Source organism: Streptomyces sp. NPDC102278 (assembly GCF_044766345.1).
Taxonomy (GTDB): Bacteria; Actinomycetota; Actinomycetes; order Streptomycetales; family Streptomycetaceae; genus Streptomyces.
The window spans coordinates 138,729-153,834 of the sequence record NZ_JBIWLV010000012.1 but is presented as its reverse complement, the minus strand read 5'-3'; the positions used below and the strand labels follow the sequence as shown (position 1 = coordinate 153,834).

The 15,106-nt window shown below is 69.6% G+C and carries 14 protein-coding genes and 1 pseudogene; 8 read left to right on the top strand and 7 right to left on the bottom strand.

The window, feature by feature from the left end; translation table 11 throughout:
- Positions 1-96: 96 nt before the first annotated feature.
- Entirely contained in the window at positions 97-2,370 is a 2,274-nt protein-coding gene (locus ACIRO3_RS26675) for a catalase (protein WP_404141045.1), read from the bottom strand.
- A gap of 535 nt (positions 2,371-2,905) precedes the next feature.
- On the opposite strand from ACIRO3_RS26675, the gene ACIRO3_RS26670 reads away from it, so the two are divergent.
- From ACIRO3_RS26670 to ACIRO3_RS26655, 4 genes are all read left to right on the top strand, one after another.
- Positions 2,906-3,457 (top strand): isochorismatase family cysteine hydrolase, encoded by a 552-nt coding sequence (locus ACIRO3_RS26670; RefSeq protein ID WP_361777802.1) that lies wholly within the window; start codon positions 2,906-2,908, stop codon positions 3,455-3,457.
- A gap of 196 nt (positions 3,458-3,653) precedes the next feature.
- Positions 3,654-4,223 (top strand): hypothetical protein, encoded by a 570-nt coding sequence (locus ACIRO3_RS26665; RefSeq protein WP_404141044.1) that lies wholly within the window; start codon positions 3,654-3,656, stop codon positions 4,221-4,223.
- A gap of 275 nt (positions 4,224-4,498) precedes the next feature.
- Positions 4,499-5,392: an MEDS domain-containing protein gene (locus ACIRO3_RS26660; RefSeq protein ID WP_404141042.1), complete on the top strand. Its 894-nt coding sequence runs from the start codon at positions 4,499-4,501 to the stop codon at positions 5,390-5,392.
- Positions 5,389-6,360, top strand: a complete 972-nt coding sequence (locus ACIRO3_RS26655) for an anti-sigma factor RsbA family regulatory protein (protein ID WP_404141040.1) — start codon at positions 5,389-5,391, stop codon at positions 6,358-6,360. The genes ACIRO3_RS26660 and ACIRO3_RS26655 overlap by 4 nt, the downstream gene beginning before the upstream one ends.
- Before the next feature lie 82 nt (positions 6,361-6,442).
- On the opposite strand, the gene ACIRO3_RS26650 is transcribed toward ACIRO3_RS26655, so the two are convergent.
- The gene (locus ACIRO3_RS26650; RefSeq protein WP_404141039.1) at positions 6,443-6,679 is read right to left on the bottom strand and encodes a hypothetical protein; all 237 of its coding nucleotides are present in this window, start codon (positions 6,677-6,679) and stop codon (positions 6,443-6,445) included.
- Between the two features lie 10 nt (positions 6,680-6,689).
- The gene (locus ACIRO3_RS26645) at positions 6,690-7,910 is read right to left on the bottom strand and encodes a YbdK family carboxylate-amine ligase (protein ID WP_404141037.1); all 1,221 of its coding nucleotides are present in this window, start codon (positions 7,908-7,910) and stop codon (positions 6,690-6,692) included.
- A 191-nt stretch (positions 7,911-8,101) separates the two neighbouring features.
- Here ACIRO3_RS26645 and ACIRO3_RS26640 point away from each other — a divergent pair, with 191 nt between their 5' ends.
- A complete protein-coding gene (locus ACIRO3_RS26640) occupies positions 8,102-8,497 on the top strand; it encodes a DUF6479 family protein (protein WP_404141035.1) in 396 nt (131 codons plus the stop codon).
- 118 nt (positions 8,498-8,615) lie between these two features.
- Positions 8,616-9,089 carry a DUF402 domain-containing protein gene (locus tag ACIRO3_RS26635; protein ID WP_404141033.1) on the top strand — a complete coding sequence of 158 codons (474 nt, stop codon included), beginning with the start codon at positions 8,616-8,618 and terminating at the stop codon, positions 9,087-9,089.
- Positions 9,090-9,431: 342 nt separating this feature from the next.
- Here the strand turns inward: ACIRO3_RS26635 and ACIRO3_RS26630 are convergent, their stop codons facing one another.
- On the bottom strand, positions 9,432-10,130 hold the full coding sequence (locus ACIRO3_RS26630) for a UdgX family uracil-DNA binding protein (RefSeq protein ID WP_404141031.1): 699 nt from the start codon (positions 10,128-10,130) through the stop codon (positions 9,432-9,434).
- Positions 10,131-10,327: 197 nt separating this feature from the next.
- Positions 10,328-12,451, bottom strand: coding sequence for a SpoIIE family protein phosphatase (locus ACIRO3_RS26625; protein ID WP_404141029.1), 2,124 nt, complete (start codon positions 12,449-12,451; stop codon positions 10,328-10,330).
- A 201-nt stretch (positions 12,452-12,652) separates the two neighbouring features.
- Here ACIRO3_RS26625 and ACIRO3_RS26620 point away from each other — a divergent pair, with 201 nt between their 5' ends.
- Positions 12,653-12,853, top strand: coding sequence for a hypothetical protein (locus ACIRO3_RS26620; protein ID WP_404141027.1), 201 nt, complete (start codon positions 12,653-12,655; stop codon positions 12,851-12,853).
- A 247-nt stretch (positions 12,854-13,100) separates the two neighbouring features.
- Entirely contained in the window at positions 13,101-14,240 is a 1,140-nt protein-coding gene (locus tag ACIRO3_RS26615) for an aromatic acid exporter family protein (RefSeq protein ID WP_404141025.1), read from the top strand.
- Between the two features lie 60 nt (positions 14,241-14,300).
- Here the strand turns inward: ACIRO3_RS26615 and ACIRO3_RS26610 are convergent, their stop codons facing one another.
- A complete protein-coding gene (locus tag ACIRO3_RS26610) occupies positions 14,301-14,675 on the bottom strand; it encodes a VOC family protein (RefSeq protein ID WP_404141023.1) in 375 nt (124 codons plus the stop codon).
- A gap of 150 nt (positions 14,676-14,825) precedes the next feature.
- A pseudogene (locus ACIRO3_RS26605) lies at positions 14,826-15,055 on the bottom strand (hypothetical protein).
- Between the last annotated feature and the right edge of the window lie 51 nt (positions 15,056-15,106).

Sequence of the window (15,106 nt, the reverse complement as noted above, 5' to 3'; positions counted from 1 at the left end):
GTGGGAGCACGCCTCCGTCGCCGCCGAGCGGAGCTCGGTCGGCGCGGCACCGCGTCCACGGGCTCCGTGGACGCGGTGCACGGCCGGTGCGCGGGGTCAGATCGTGGTCGGGAAGCGTTCCCAGACCCGATGGGAACCCATGAGCCGGACGATCTGTTCCAGCACTGCGCTGCCCGAGTCACCTTGGACCACGCCGGCCGCATCAGAAGGGATACCGGCCGCAGGCAGGACGACATCGCCTCCCGCCCACACTCCGATGGCCTTCCCGTGACGGAAGGCCTCGTTCAACAGGAGCGGCAGCCTGGGGTCACCGGGTGCGGGCTGGGTGTCCGCGACCTTGGCGTCCCGCGCGCCGTGGGCGTCCGCGCCGCGGGCCGGAGCACCTGCGACGAGGAGGGCGTCGAATTCGATGGAGCGGGCGGTGGCGAAAGTGCGCTGGACCGTGAGCGGGTCGCCCTCGCCGTCGATCTTTCCGCCTGTGGGGGCGATCAGGAGCGGGACCATTCCCGCGTCCAGGACTGCCTGCCGTACGGTGCGGACTCCGTCCAGGTCGCCGGCGGCATCGGTGATGATGCCGATGACGCGTCCGTCGGTGGGCCAGGTCTGTCCCAACTGGGAGAGGGCGGGGCTCGGCTCGGGGTCGGTGAGCGACCTGTCGGCGGCCGGTGCGGGAAGCCCCAGACCGGCGGCGACCTGTTCACACAGCTGCGGATCGATGTTGGCCAGAACGACCAACGCCCGCTCCTTGATCGCCTGTTCGTAGCATTTGCCCAACTCGAACGTGTAGGCGGCGATGATGTGCTCCCGTTCCGGCGGGGTCATGCTGAGCCAGAACAGGCGCGGCTGGCTGAAGTGGTCGTCGAAGGACGCCGGTGCCTCGCGGACCTTGCGGCCTTCTGCCACGTGCGCGGGAACCTCGATGAACGCTCCGGTGTCGGCGCCGGCGAGGAAGGGGCATCCGCCGTCGAGACTGTTGGGCCGGTAGGGGGCGACGCCTCGGTGCACGGCGGTCTGGTGCATGCCGTCGCGGAGCATGTCGTTGACCGGGGCATGGGTCCGATTGATCGGCAGCTGCCCGAAGTTGGGTCCGCCGAGGCGGGTGAGCTGAGTGTCGAGGTAGGAGAAGAGCCTGCCCTGCAGCAGCGGGTCGTCGGTGACGTCGATGCCGGGGACGAGGTGGCCGACGTGGAAGGCGACCTGCTCGGTCTCGGCGAAGTAATTGGACGGGTTGGCGTTCAGTGTCAGTAGGCCGATCGGCCGGACCGGTGCCAGTTCCTCGGGGACGATCTTGGTGGGGTCGAGGAGGTCGATGCCCGCGAAGGTCTGCTCCGGCGTGTCGGGGAAGGTCTGGATGCCCAGCTCCCACTCCGGGAACGCGCCGGCTTCGATGGCGTCGGCAAGGTCGCGGCGGTGGAAGTCAGGATCGACGCCCCCCGCGATCTGTGCCTCTTCCCAGACCAGGGAGTGGACCCCGAGCTTGGGCTTCCAGTGGAACTTCACCAGCGTCGTGGCGCCCTCGGCGTTGACGAGACGGAAGGTATGGACACCGAAGCCCTCCATCGTCCGGTAGGAGCGGGGGATGCCTCGGTCGGACATGTTCCACAGGGTGTGGTGGGTGGCCTCGGTGTGGAGGGTGACGAAGTCCCAGAAGGAGTCGTGGGCGCTCTGGGCCTGCGGGATCTCGCGGTCGGGGTGGGGCTTGCCGGCATGGATGATGTCGGGGAACTTGATGGCGTCCTGGATGAAGAAGACCGGGATGTTGTTGCCGACCAGGTCGAAGACGCCCTCTTCGGTGTAGAACTTCGTCGCGAAGCCTCGGGTGTCGCGGACCGTGTCCGCCGACCCGCGCGAGCCGAGCACGGTGGAGAACCGCACGAAAACCGGTGTCTCCGCGTCCTCGGCGAGGAACGCGGCCTTGGTGACGCCGGCGGCGGTGCCGTACGCACGGAAGGTGCCGTGGGCGGCCGCTCCGCGGGCGTGGACGACGCGCTCCGGGATCCGCTCGTGGTCGAAGTGCATGATCTTCTCACGCAGGTGGTGGTCCTGGAGCAGCACCGGTCCCCGGGGCCCCGCCTTGAGCGAGTGATCGGTGTCGTGCAGTCGGGCGCCCTGCGCGGTGGTCAGGTACGCACCGCTCTGCGCCATGCGGGCCTGCTCCGCACCGGTCGGCTGGCCGGTGGGACTGACGGTCTCGGGACCGCGCTGGTCGGCCTTCGGTGCGAGGGGCTCCGCCGGCACGGTCGGCTCCGCGAACGGGGGTGAGACCGGAGCCGGCTTACCCGGCACACCGTCCTGCGGCCCGGCGTCGTCGCCGCGCAACGTACCCGTGATCTTCTGCGCCGCGGCCTTGAGGGGGTTCTGCTCGCTCACGCTTTCTCCTTACACGTCGTCATCACGTGATCACAATCTGCCACACAGGGACATTTCCGGATTGGGGCGCGCCGGCACGGCGCGACCGCACTCATCGGCACCGCGGCGGCGACGAGCCCAAGGGCGTTCGACTTCCAGTGGATGCTCGTCCACGATGACCAGCGACTCTCCGGACGGCCACTCTCCGGACGGTGGCTCTCCGGACCGTGGCTCTCCGGACCGCGGCCGATGCCGAAAGGCCATCAATGCTCCCGGGAACGGAGGTACCGGTCGTGATCCGGTTGCCCGGGATCTCCCCTTCCATCCCACCCGGGGCGTACGTCACCCGCGTTTCTCGTGGAACCGCCCGGTTCGACGAGGACCGGGCTGCGAGGGCGTCTTTGGTGGATCGGCCAAGCAGCCGATGACCCGGTACCTGAAGCCGGACGTGCGCTGCGGACCGGCCGTGCCGCATGGCGACATGCCCATCGGGCAGGCGCCCGGGCAGAATGCACTGGCCCGGGGACTGAGAAACAGTATGTGAGGCGGTGATTCCATGACGAGCACAGCGCTCATCGTGATCGACATGCTGAACACCTACGAACACGAGGACGCCGACAGCCTGATCCCCTCGGTTCGCAAGGTGCTTCCGGCCCTGCAGGAGGTCCTCAAGCGCGCCCGGGACGCCTCGGCGCCGGTGGTCTACGTGAACGACAACTTCGGCCAGTGGCGATCCCACCACGGCGAACTCGTGCAGGCGGCCCTGGCGGGCAAGCATCCCGAACTCGTCGAGCCCATCCTTCCGGACGAGGATTCACTGTTCATCGTCAAGGCCCGACATTCGATCTTCTACGAGACCCCCCTGGCCTATCTGCTCGGGCAGCTCGAAGTACGCCGGCTCGTCCTGTGCGGGCAGGTCACAGAGCAGTGCATCCTCTACTCGGCGCTCGACGCGCACATCCGGCACTTCGACGTCACCGTCGTTCCCGAAACCCTGGCCCACATCGACGAGGAGCTTGCGCAGGCCGCACTGCGCATGATGCGGACCAACATGTCAGCCACCGTCACCCCCCTGAACGATGTCACTTTCGAGCCGAAGGACCCGTGAGCCCGCCCTTCGGGCGACGCCGCGGCGCGGAACCGTACAGCCGGTCCCCGGACGTCCCACAGTGCCCGGACTCGACGGCCGAGAGCGTGCCGGGGCAACCGATGGGTCGGACAAGGGATGGTCCGACCGGGTGAGCCCAGGTGACGCGGCCGTTCCACGAGCGGCTGCGGGGCCGCCCTCGCTCTAGCGTGCGAGCATGGAAGACACCCCGATGCCCGAGCCGCTACGTCGCGCGGTCCACCAACTCGTCGCCGAGGCGGTCACCAACTGCCAGGAAGTGCTGAGCTACACAGAGCCGTTCGCGGCGCACGACTGGCAACGGATGACGCTGTACCGGGCCACGGACGCGGCGGACACGATGAACATGGCTGCCCTGCTGGTCGCCGCGTACTGTCACGACACCGGCATGACCGAGGGTGAGCTGGAGGGTTGCCTGCAGCTCGGCCAACAACGCAACCGGGCGGCCGGTCCCAGGGAAGCCGACCGGGCGCAACTGGCCGGCCTGCTGGGTCGCCCCGCCCCCACCCCCTCATCGGAGCCGGGAGTGGTGATGATGCGCTACAGCAGAGGCCAGAACCAGGCGCAGCGGGCCCAGTACCCGGAGGACGATCGGCAGAAGTTGTTCACCGAAGCCGTTCTGCACGGACTGAAGGCCAGTCTGTGCGACGACCTCGACGCGTTGGAGGACCACCTGCCGTCCCACATCGCGAGGATGGCCCGCAGGGTCGCGGAGGCTTTGGAGGAATCGCAGCCCGCCATGACATGACGATGGCGCGGGCCCCCGGGTCGTCATGACCGCCCTGGGGCCCGCGACGGCGCACGCCTACCCGTCGGCCGGCGACGGGCAACGGCCGGCGCAGGTGATCGGCGCGCTTCGCCGCCGCACGCGAGCACCTGCGCCCGGGCATCTGTACGAAGCGAGCCGCCTGAGCGCCCGACGCCTGGCGGGAGGCTACGGCTACAGTGGGGGGAGGCTTCTTCCAGTGGGCTGACGTCATGGCGCCGGCCGCAAGTGCTCGAGCTGGATACAGGAGATGGTGTGTGATCACGCGGGCAGGCAGGCAGCGTTCGGTTCAGGACATGGGTCACGGGGACCACTTGTGCCTGGCGTTCGCCGATGACGCGGAACAGCGTCGGGTGGTATCCGCCTTCGTGTCCGCAGGACTGGAACGCCGGGAACGCGTCCTGTACTTCGCCGACCAGAATGCGCCCCGAGAAGTGCTGGGCTGGTTGCGCTCGGCGGGAATCGATCCGGATCCGTTCCTGATCAGCGGTCAGCTGTTGGTGACCGCGGCTGCGGACAGCTACCTCGCGACGGGTTCGTTCAGCGCCGACACGATGGTCGCTTCCCTGCGGCAGGAACTCGCGGACTCTCTGCGAGCCGGTTACTCCGGTTTCAGGGTCAGCGGCGAGATGGGCTGGGCTCTGCGCAAGGTACCCGGTGCCGAGCAGTTGGCCGAGTACGAGACGAAGGCGAACGAGGTGTTCTCCGGGCACCAGGCCTCGGCTGTGTGCCAGTACGACGCCCGCCTGTTCGCCCCGGCCGAACTGGACGCCTTCGACCAGTGCCACCCCGGGGCTGTGGAGTTGGCCGAGTTTCACGCCGGAGCGGGACTGCGGTTGGTGCCCGCCTTTCGGTCGGGCCAGAGGGCGTTGCGCGTCGTGGGCACCGTCGACTACCAGGCCACCGAGGTCCTGGAGGACGCGTTGGAGATTGCCCTGGGATGGCCCGGGGACGTATGGGTGGACATGAGTGAGCTGGCGTTCATCGACCTGGCCGGAGTACGCGCCCTGATCCACGCCGCGAACCGGCTGCCTGCCGGCAGACGGCTGCACGTGGTGGACTTGGCCCCCCTGCTGTCCCAGGTGATCAGCATGGTCGGCTGGGACGAAGCGCCCTCCCTGGTCGTCGGCGACCGCGAGGCGACGGCATGAGCACTGCTCCCATCTCACCGCGGCCGGGAGACGGTCCGGGCCTTGTCCACCACGGCCTGGTCTACGGCAGCGACGAGGAGTTCCTGGCCTCGACTGTTCCTTTCTGCCTCGACGGCCTCGAAGCAGACGACGCCGTCCTGGCGGTCACTACCGGCGCCAACATCGATCTGCTCCGGCAGGCGCTTGGAAGCTCGGCCGCGCAGGTGCAGTTCGTTCCAGCCGACCGCTGGTACCAGAGCCCCGGTCGGACACTGAGCGCCTACTACCGTTACGTCGATCAGCACACGGCGAAGAGCCGGCACCGACGGGTACGGGTGATCGGCGAACCGGTCTGGCAGGGACGCGACGCGCTCGAAACGGTGGAGTGGACCCGCTACGAAGCGGCGATCAACATCGCCTTCGCGCCTTGTCCGGCTTGGATCGTCTGCCCCTACGACTCCCGGACCCTGGCCGAGGCCGTGGTCTCCGACGCCCGCCGCACCCACCCCCAGCTTGTGAACGGCCCGGCCTCGCACCCCAGCGACCACTACCTCTCCCCGACGGAGACGAGCGGGGCATGGGAGCGGAAGCCCGCCTCAAGCGTCGCTGACGGCAGGGAGGCAGTGATCAGTTTCGGAGCCGACCTCGGGCCGACGCGAGTCTTCGTGAACGACGCCGCCGTGTCGCTGGGCATGTCGCCTGCCGGCGCGCAGCGGATGGTGTTCGCCGTCAACGAGGTCGCCACCAACGCCGTCCGCCACGGGGCCGGCCACGGACGGGTCACCGTGAAACGGACCGGGCACCGCATCGTGTGCGATGTCACCGATTCCGGCGACTCCGGCGTCGACTGGTACGCGGGATACCTGCCGCCCGACCCCGCCCGGCGGCATGGCCACGGTCTGTGGGTGGTGAGGCAGTTGTGCGACCTGGTGGAGGTCCACACCTCCCCCGCCGGCACCACGGTGGCCTTGCACCTGAACCTGGCCTGACCGCGCACTTACCGCGACCACGGGCAGCGAGCGGAGCCATGCCCGGCCGTACGCGGCGTCGTCGCCGTCCTGGCCCTCCTGGTCACTCGGGGTCATGGACGTCGCCGGCCGTGGCCCGCCTTTCAGGGTCGCCGTTCCGCGCCTCCCTCACGGCCCGCTCCACGCGGTCGGCGTCGGCGGGCGGGGAGCTGGATCCCGTTCCCGTGCGGGAGGGCACGCCGGGCCGGCGGCCGTGTTCGTCGACCATCGCCCCGCTGTCGGGGAGCGGGGGTCCCTTCTCGTCGTCCTCGGGACCTGCCGCGTGTTCGCGCTTCGTCACATCCGTCTCCTCACGCACTCATCGGCAACGGGTCAGGCGCGGTCGGTGGAGGCTCAAGAGCAACGGCCGACTCCCCGCACAGCGCTGTCCTCCTCGCGAGGTCGTCGACGACATCGCTCAACCGTCCCCGTCTGCGGTAGGCGGCACGCTGCCGCGAGGCTCCGTCACCGGCGGCGCGCATGTGATCGAGGAGGCGGTCGACCAGCGGCAGGTCTCCGGAGGCCGCGAGGGCCGCTTCCGTCCGGTCCCGGAGGCGGTCGACCAAAGTCCAGGCGGGCAGACGCGTCCCGGTGTGCGGGTCGATACCGTCGCCGGCCAGCCCGTGCGCGGCGGCGAGCCGGTGCGCTGCGTAGATCCGCCCGAGGCCGACCGGCAGCACGGGCCGGTTGTCGGGGGGCTCGGTGAGGAAGGTGGCGGCGAGGGCTCGCACCAGCGCGGCCAGCAGCACCACGGTATCGAGATCGGCGTTGGTGTCGGTGACTCGGATCTCCAGCGTCGGAACGTGCTCGGACGGCCGGGCGTACCAGTAGATCATCTTGCGGTCCAGCAGCAGGCCGGAACGTACGAGGCTGGTCGCGAGGCCCTCGTACTCGCTTTCGTTCAGGATGGGAGCCGGGCCGACAGTGGGCCAGCGGGAGTGTGCGACCGACCGCCGGCTCGCGTGGCCGGAGTCCGCGCCCCGGTCGAAGGGGGAGTTCGCTCCGATGGCCTGGAGGACGGGCAACCAGGGACTCATCCTGTTGGCGAGGGCCAGCGCCTGGGCCTTGGAGTCCACTCCCACGTGGATGTGACAGCCGCAGACCGCCTGGTCGCGAGCGCCGAGGACGGCCGGGTAGCGCAGGGCCATCTCCCGGTACCTGCGGCCGAAGGCCACGGTCAGCGGTTGAGTGGGAGGAACGACCGAGGTCCCGGCTGCGATCAGCAGGCAACCCTGGTCTGCGGCCGCCCGCGCGACCTCTCGGCGCATCCACGCCAGCTGCCGCCACAGGTCGGCCGTGTTGTTCACGGGGTCCGTGTGCACTTCCACCTGGGCCGTGTAGAACTCGGGCTCCACACGATCACCCAGCAACGGTGCCACCTCGGCGATGACGGGGGCCGCTCTGCCGACCGGGGTCCGACTGGCACGGTCGACCAGCAGGAACTCCTCTTCCACTCCCAGCGTCAGCGCGCGGGCCCCGGCTGTAGGCGGACCGGTCGTCGAAGGCGGCGGGAAGTTTGAAGTGTGCATCATCGGACCCCTTCGGCGTTCTTGTGCAGCTGTCGGGGAGACGTCTTCGCTCAGCCTGTACCCCTCGCCCCGACCTTCACGCGGGCCTTGAACGGATTTGTTTGTGACGGTCGGGGCGCCGGAGCAGGCGAGTGCATCCACCCAGACGGGACGTCGCGTCGCGTTTCATCGTCGACTGGGTAAAAATGCCGGGTATGGGAATGACATTGAGTGCGCACACGTCCATCTCCGATATCGCGTGGTTTCTCGTGGTCGGGCTGGCCGTGGTGGGTTTCCTGCTCGGCGGATTCGTTCTGGGTAAGCGGGTCCGCAACAAGGAACCCGCTCCGCCCACCACCGAGAGCCAGCCGCACCTGCCCGACGGCGGGGCTGTGCACGAGGTCCGCGAGGAACGGGAGCCCGTGGAGTTCCCCGCCGAAGGCTTGCGGCCCCACGAGATGCAGGGCTACGGCAACTTCGGTTCCACCACGCACAGCCATCAGGAAGAGGCCCGCGCCGAACGCGAGTCCGGCTACGAACACCCCGAAGGACCCGGACCGCACCCCCAACCGGGATCCCCGCCGGACGCGGGCCGCGGCGCCCACAGCTGATCCGACCTCTGGTCGGCTGTGCGCCGCAGGCAGCCTGACGCGCGGCTCGGGTTAGCGTCTTGGCATGGTCAAAGAAGGCACTCCCGTACTCGTCGATGTCCGAAAGTACGATGGAAGCGTGAGCGCGCGGTGGACTGCCCGCCGGCTGGGTGAGGACGAGCACGGCGTGTGGCTGGGCACGTCGCAGGGCGTCCCCGTCAGTTCTTCCAAGGGCGACGACCGTCCAAGCCGGTTCGCGCACGTCCTGCTGGTACCGCGTGGCGAGTGGTGGACCGCCACGTTCTGCGCGGATCCGGGTCCCGAGGTGTACTGCGATGTGTGCACGGTCCCTGAATGGAACGCGGACGGAACCGTCCTGCGCACGGTGGACCTGGATCTCGATGTCGTACGGCCTCGGGGCGGCGAGGCCCATGTCGAGGACGAGGACCAGTTCGCCGAGCGCCGACTGCGCTACGGCTACCCCGACGACGTCGTCGACTCGGCCCGACGGACCTGTGAGTGGTTGATGGAGAGGGTCCGGCGCGAAGAGGGCGGCGATGGGGTCGAGCCGTTCGCCTCGGCGTACCGCCACTGGCTCGGCTTCATGGCGTAGGCCCAGGTGGCGGCGGTGGAAGCCGTCACCGCCGCTCACTCCTCGATGCTGCGGCCGCGATCTGTCCGAGCGTGCGGCCACTACGCACCGACCGTGCCCGCCGGGGATCGGGAGTACCGGCGGCAACGATCCGCTCACCGGCGTGTTTGACCAACAGCCATGCCTCCCGGCCCCCTCGCTCAGTCGTACGCATGCGGGTGAGGGCATACCCGCTCTTCGGGGACCGCGAAGGATTTCAATACCCTTGCCCTGGCCTGCGGCCCGGGCAACCCCCGTACCCCCTCGGGCTCGACGCGGTCGGCCCGTACCGGCTCCCGGGCGGGCCGCCGTCCCCAACGTCCGCTACTCCAGCACCGTCGCGGCCACGGACAGGTCGGCCACCAGGCCCGCGAAGGCGGCGTCGCGGTCGTCGGCCCGCAGAACCGCGGAGGGGTGGACCGTCGCCAACAGCTGTCCTGGCGCAGCACCGGATTCCTCACCGGTGGCCGGGTCCGGCATCGGCAGCAGGACGCCCCGCCGCTCCCCCACCCGGAACGAGGAACCCAACAGCGCCTTGCCCGCCGTTCCTCCCAAGACCACCAGCACTTCGGGGGCGACCAGTCCGATCTCTTCCACCAGCCACGGCCGGCAGGCGGTCATCTCCCTGAGACTCGGGGCCTTGTGGATGCGGCGCTTGCCCCGCGGGGCCGGCGTGAACTTGAAGTGCTTCACCACGTTGGTGAAGTACGCGTCCTCGTCACCGAGCCCGGCCTCGCCGAGCGCCCGGCGCAGCAGCTGCCCCGCCGGGCCGACGAAGGGCTCCCCCTTCACGTCCTCCTGGTCGCCGGGTTGCTCTCCGACGAGCATCAGCCGAGCACGGGCCGGGCCCGCGCCGAAGACTGTCTGTGTCGCGTCCCGGAACAGCGGGCACCCCCGGCAACCGGCTGCCGCGCGCCGCAAGGACGGCAGCCCGCCCCGCGACGGCAGATAGGGCTTAGCGTCATACCCCAGACCGGTATCAGAAACATCAGGGGCCGGGGCGACGCTCGCGTCCGTGGGCATGACCACCACCTCGCAGCGCTGGTTCGTTCGAGGGCTCTGGCACGTCCCGTGATCTCGGCCAGGGGACGGCAGTCCGTTTCGTCGGCTTCTGCCCGGCCCGCCCCCGAGCGAAACCGTCGGTGGGGTGGGCCGGCGGCGTCGAACGCCCGGGACGCCCGGAACGCCGGCAGTGGCTGGAGACGGGCGGCCTGCGGCGTCTAGAGGCTCCGCAAGAGGAGGAGGGCGATGTCGTCGGTACGGGTGTGTGGGAGACCGGCGTGACGAAGGAGGCTCTCGGCCATGGCATCGAGCGGTCGGTCACCGTTCGTGTTGAGGTGGTCGGCGAGCGCGGCGATGGAGTCGGTGATGTCCGTGTCGGGGGCTTCCACGAGGCCGTCTGTATAGAGGGCGAGGAGGGACCCCGCGGGCAGGGGGACGGTGGTGACGGGGTAGTCGGCCTCGTTGCACACTCTGACGCCGAGCAAGGGGCCGGGGTCCACTTCGAGCGCGATGGTGTGCGGCGAGGGAGCGGGACTGCGGAGCAGCGGGGGCAGGTGCCCCGCACTGGCCAGGTGGAGGCGTCTCCTGGCCAGGTCGATGTGGATGTACAGGCAGGACACGAACAGGTCCGTTTCGAGATCCATCAGTACACGGTTGGTGCGGGCCAGTACCTCGCCGGGCAGTACGCCGGCGGTGGCATGGACAGCGGTACGGACCTGGCCCATCAGGGCCGCGGCGTTGATGTTGTGCCCCTGCACGTCGCCGATGACCGCGGCGGCGGTGGTGTCGCTGAGCCGGATCAGGTCGTAGAAGTCCCCGCCGATGTCGATGCCGTGGGCGGCCGGCAGATAACGGGCGGCGACGGCGAGGTGGGGAATGACGGGCAGGGTGACCGGCAGGAGCGCCTGTTGCAGGCCGTGGGCCAGGTCGTGCTTGGCGTCGTACAGCAGCGCGCGGTCCATGGCCTGTGCGATGAGGCCGGCCAGTGACACCAGGACGGCGCGGTCGCTCGCGCTGAAGGGGTGCGGGTGGTCGTAGGACAGGATGCAGCAACCGACGCGGCGCTCGGAGACCACCAGGGGCAGGAATGCCCAGGCTTGTTTGCCGCTCAGGGCAGGGGTGCGCGGGTGGGCGCGGGTCATCTCGGCGGGGTCGGCGAAGAAGGCCGGAATGCCGCTTTGCAGGACGTGGCCGGCAGGGGTGAGGTCGGTGTCCAGGGGCAGGCCGTCCAAGTCCGCGACGTTGCGCGGGTCGTAGCCCCGGTGGCCGATGATTCTCAAGCGTCCGGCGTCGGCGGCGGAGATGACCATGCCCTGGGCGCCGAAGGCGGGCAGGATCTGGTCCGCGACCATGCTGATGACGTCGGCCACCGTGACGGTCTGGCTCAGGGCGGCCGCCAGGTGGATCAGCTGGTGGATCCGTCCCGTGCCGGCCGCCTCCGGTGAGGCACCCAGGTCCGCGGTGATGTGGGGCGCGGGGGCGTCGGCCGGCTGCCGGCGGGGGTGGGGGGAGATGAGGGCGCTGATGCCGCTGTCGTCGGGGTAGAGACGGATGTCGAGCCAGCGGTCGGGCGGGCGCAGCGCGGTATAGGCGACGGGCTCGCGGCTGAACACGGCGGTGCGGTAGTGATCTTCGTGGACCGGATCGTCGAGCCAGGGCACGGCCTGCCACGGTTGGGCGCCCAGGAGGCTGTCGGCGCTGCGGCCGAGCAGCCGAGCGGCCGAGTCGTTGAGGTAGGTGATACGGCCTTGCAGGTCGATGCCGAGGGCGCCGACGGGCAGCCGCTGCAACAGGTCTACCGCGGCGAGCCCCGTCTGTGTCGGGTCCGGGCCGGGCCGCAGCAGGGGCACGGCACGTGGTTGATCAGGAATGCTCCATGGGACGGAAGCCTGCTCCAACACCTGGGTGACGCGGCCGGCGCTGGACAGGATGTGCCCGCGTTCACGACGGGTCAGTGAGGACGGACGGCTCGCGGGCCACACCAGCACCAGTGCCCCCCACCGACGGACACCGTGCAGGGGGGCGAAGGCCAGTGCGAACTGGTACGGCAACCCGGCCGCCGCGTTGGGATACAGGCGTGCCATGTCTTCCTGGCGCCCCACCCACACGAGGTGGTCCTCCCGCACCGCCTCGGACAGCGGACCGGCAGCCGAAACCGTCACCCGCCACCACGGGGCCGCCGCCCTCACCGGGAGGCCGCAGACGGCCGTCAGGCACAACACCGGGCCATCCGGCGAGAGCAGGTAGACCCCCGCCGCCAACGCTCCTGTCCGTTGAACGGTGGCACTGAGTACCTGGTCCAGGGACACCTCGCCACCCGATGCGGTGCTGTCATCACTCACACATATGACACTAAACCGCCACAACGCTGAAGGTGGTCCGCCGCAGGTCCAGCACGTCCAGCACGTCCACCCCGGCGGCCTGCCCGCATGCCCGGCCCGCCACCCGCCACCCGCCACCCGCCGAACACGGAGGTGTGTCCACCCATGATCACGGGCAGGCGCTGCCACGACAGCACCCCCGGACGAGGAAAGAAGGATGAGATGGGGAAGCGCGAAGAACAGAAGGTGACGACCCCGCCCTCCGAAGCCCCCGGCGAGAGCGGCGACCGCGAGGCCCGCAAGGAGGCGGAGGAAGCCGTCGTGCCGGGTACCGGCGACGGTGAGGCAGGGGACGCGCTGACCCCGAACACCCAGGCACAGCGCGAGGCCGGTCGACGCGACCGCGGCTCGGACAGGCACTGAGAGCGGCCGGCGTCAGGTACCGGCCCCTCCGGGCCGGTACGCGGCTCTCCCCGTGCCGGGTGGGCGCCTCGCATGAACATGTCAGAGCGGTGACAACCGTGAGGTGCGAGTCCCGCGCCCCGGCCCGAGGCCCCCGGCCCGGAGTGTTCAAGGACGTAGGGAAGGACGATTGGCGTCGCCTGCCGTTTCTCGTGGTTGGAGAGTGGTGCAGGAGATGGGGAGGTGACGGATGGTGCCCAGGTGGGGTGTGAACCCGAAAGTGATCCCGGAGTTCTTCAGGGAACGGGCCGACTATCTACGGCGTGCTGCACGGGGTCCCGGGGGCGAGCGGGACGACCTGGTACTCACCGTCAAGACCGTCATCGCGGCCATGGCCGCGTGGGTGCTGGCGCGCCACCTCCTGCCGCCGACCGTTTCCACGTTCGCCCCGTTCACGGCGTTGGTCGCCCTCCAGGCCACCGTGTACCGCTCGGTGCGGGACTCCGCGCAGTACCTGCTGGCGATGGCGGCAGGAGCAGCGCTCGCCGCCACTCTGGCAGCCGTCGCGGGCATCAACGGTTGGACGTTCGGCCTCCTCACCTTGATCGCGCTCGGCGTCGGGAGGATCCGGCGCTTCGGACAGCAAGGCACCCAGGTCGCCATCATCGGCTTCTTCGCGTTCTCCGCCGGCCAAGGCAAAATCGACTACATCGGCCACCTGGCCGCCTCTGTGGTTCTCGGTGCGCTCTGCGGCCTCGCCGCTCACCTCGTCCTCGCGCCCGCCCGTCATGTCCATCACCGCCGGCAAGCCGTAGCCGATCTCCATGACGGGATAGGACGGCGCCTGAACGGCTTGGTCGACATCGTCGAGGGGGAGGACCACGACATCGAGCACGTCCGGCAATGCCGCCGCGACTGGCACACGCTTTCCGCCGAGTGCGAGCGCATTCGCCGCGGCATCGACACCGAGATCGAGCACAACCGCCTTCATCCCCGCCGCGGCATCGACAGCGCCTACTTCGCTCTTCTTCGTGCCCGGGACGCCGTCGCCGTCGCAGAACGCATGATGGACCACCTGCGTTCCATGACTCGCGCCCTCGACTACGCCCTCGACAGCGGAGAGATCGACAACTTGCCCGGTTCCTTCAGGGAGGGTTTCGGCTCTCTGCTGCGCAGTGAGTCCGCTGCGATGCGGGCGATCGGCCAGACGTCTCCAGCCGATCCGGGCCGCCTCGCCAACCTGATCGACACCGCGTCGGCGCAGCTGAGCCGGGTGGAGCAGCAGGAACAAGCGAACGCCGAGACCCCTCCGCAGGTACACACGCTGCAGGGCACGCTCCTCACCGACGCGAGCCGCCTCCTTGCCGAGCTCGGCGCAGGCCACCGAGTCCTCCGCCCGAACTCATAGCAACGACAGCGCGGTGGGGTACGAGACGCCGATCGCACCGGCGCTCGGCGGCCCGACGGGTCAGTGAAGGCAGAGACAGAACGGGTGGCCGGCCGGGTCCGCGTAGACCCGCCAGTTGGCCTCCGGGCGCAGCTGGTCCGTCCGCTCCAGAACGGTCGCGCCGAGGGCGAGCGCCCGCTTCTCCTCTCCGTCGAGGTCGTCCACGTCGAAATCGAGGTGGAGTTGCTGGGGGTGCTGCTGACCGGGCCATGCGGGCGGGCGGTAGCCGTCCGCCCGTTGACAGGCAAGCGGCGTTCCCTCGAACCCGTGCACCTCGACCCAGTCGGAATCCTCCGGGTCCGCGACCACCCGACCGCCGAGCAGACCTGCGTAGAACTCCGCGAGCGCCATCGGATCGGCACAATCCAGAGCGATCGCCTGCAACTTTCGAATCACTTCAGTCACTCCTCATCCCTCGGTACGGGATGGGTCGTACCCGTCCCTGCGGGGAGCATGCGCGACGGTCGCAGGTCGCCGCCGTGCGGTGTGGGGCCCGCCCTCGATCGAGGGCGGGCCCCACACCGCATCGCCGGGTCGGTCGTGGTTCTACCAGCGGTACCAGCGGCCGCTGCTGCCCTTGGGTCGGGCGATGAACCCGCGACCAGCCAGATCACCAGGACCGCGATGGCGACCCACCAAAGGATCTTCCGCATGGCCTGGAGATGCCCGGGCATTCGGAACTCCGAAGGTTGATGACATTGGTTCCCCTGCTTCTCGTTCACCGCGAAACCGGCGCCGAACAGAATCAGGGCGTCGTTTCTCGCGACCACGCATATCTCCTGCGACGAAGGGCATTCCGGAAAGCCGGGAGTGTTCAAGATCACGGG

Coding starts and splice junctions, on each gene's coding strand:
- ACIRO3_RS26670 (WP_361777802.1), top strand. CDS start 2,906: ATGACGAGCACAGCGCTCATCGTGATCGACATGCTGAACACCTACGAA.
- ACIRO3_RS26665 (WP_404141044.1), top strand. CDS start 3,654: ATGGAAGACACCCCGATGCCCGAGCCGCTACGTCGCGCGGTCCACCAA.
- ACIRO3_RS26655 (WP_404141040.1), top strand. CDS start 5,389: ATGAGCACTGCTCCCATCTCACCGCGGCCGGGAGACGGTCCGGGCCTT.
- ACIRO3_RS26645 (WP_404141037.1), bottom strand. CDS start 7,910: ATGATGCACACTTCAAACTTCCCGCCGCCTTCGACGACCGGTCCGCCT.
- ACIRO3_RS26640 (WP_404141035.1), top strand. CDS start 8,102: ATGGGAATGACATTGAGTGCGCACACGTCCATCTCCGATATCGCGTGG.
- ACIRO3_RS26630 (WP_404141031.1), bottom strand. CDS start 10,130: ATGCCCACGGACGCGAGCGTCGCCCCGGCCCCTGATGTTTCTGATACC.
- ACIRO3_RS26620 (WP_404141027.1), top strand. CDS start 12,653: ATGGGGAAGCGCGAAGAACAGAAGGTGACGACCCCGCCCTCCGAAGCC.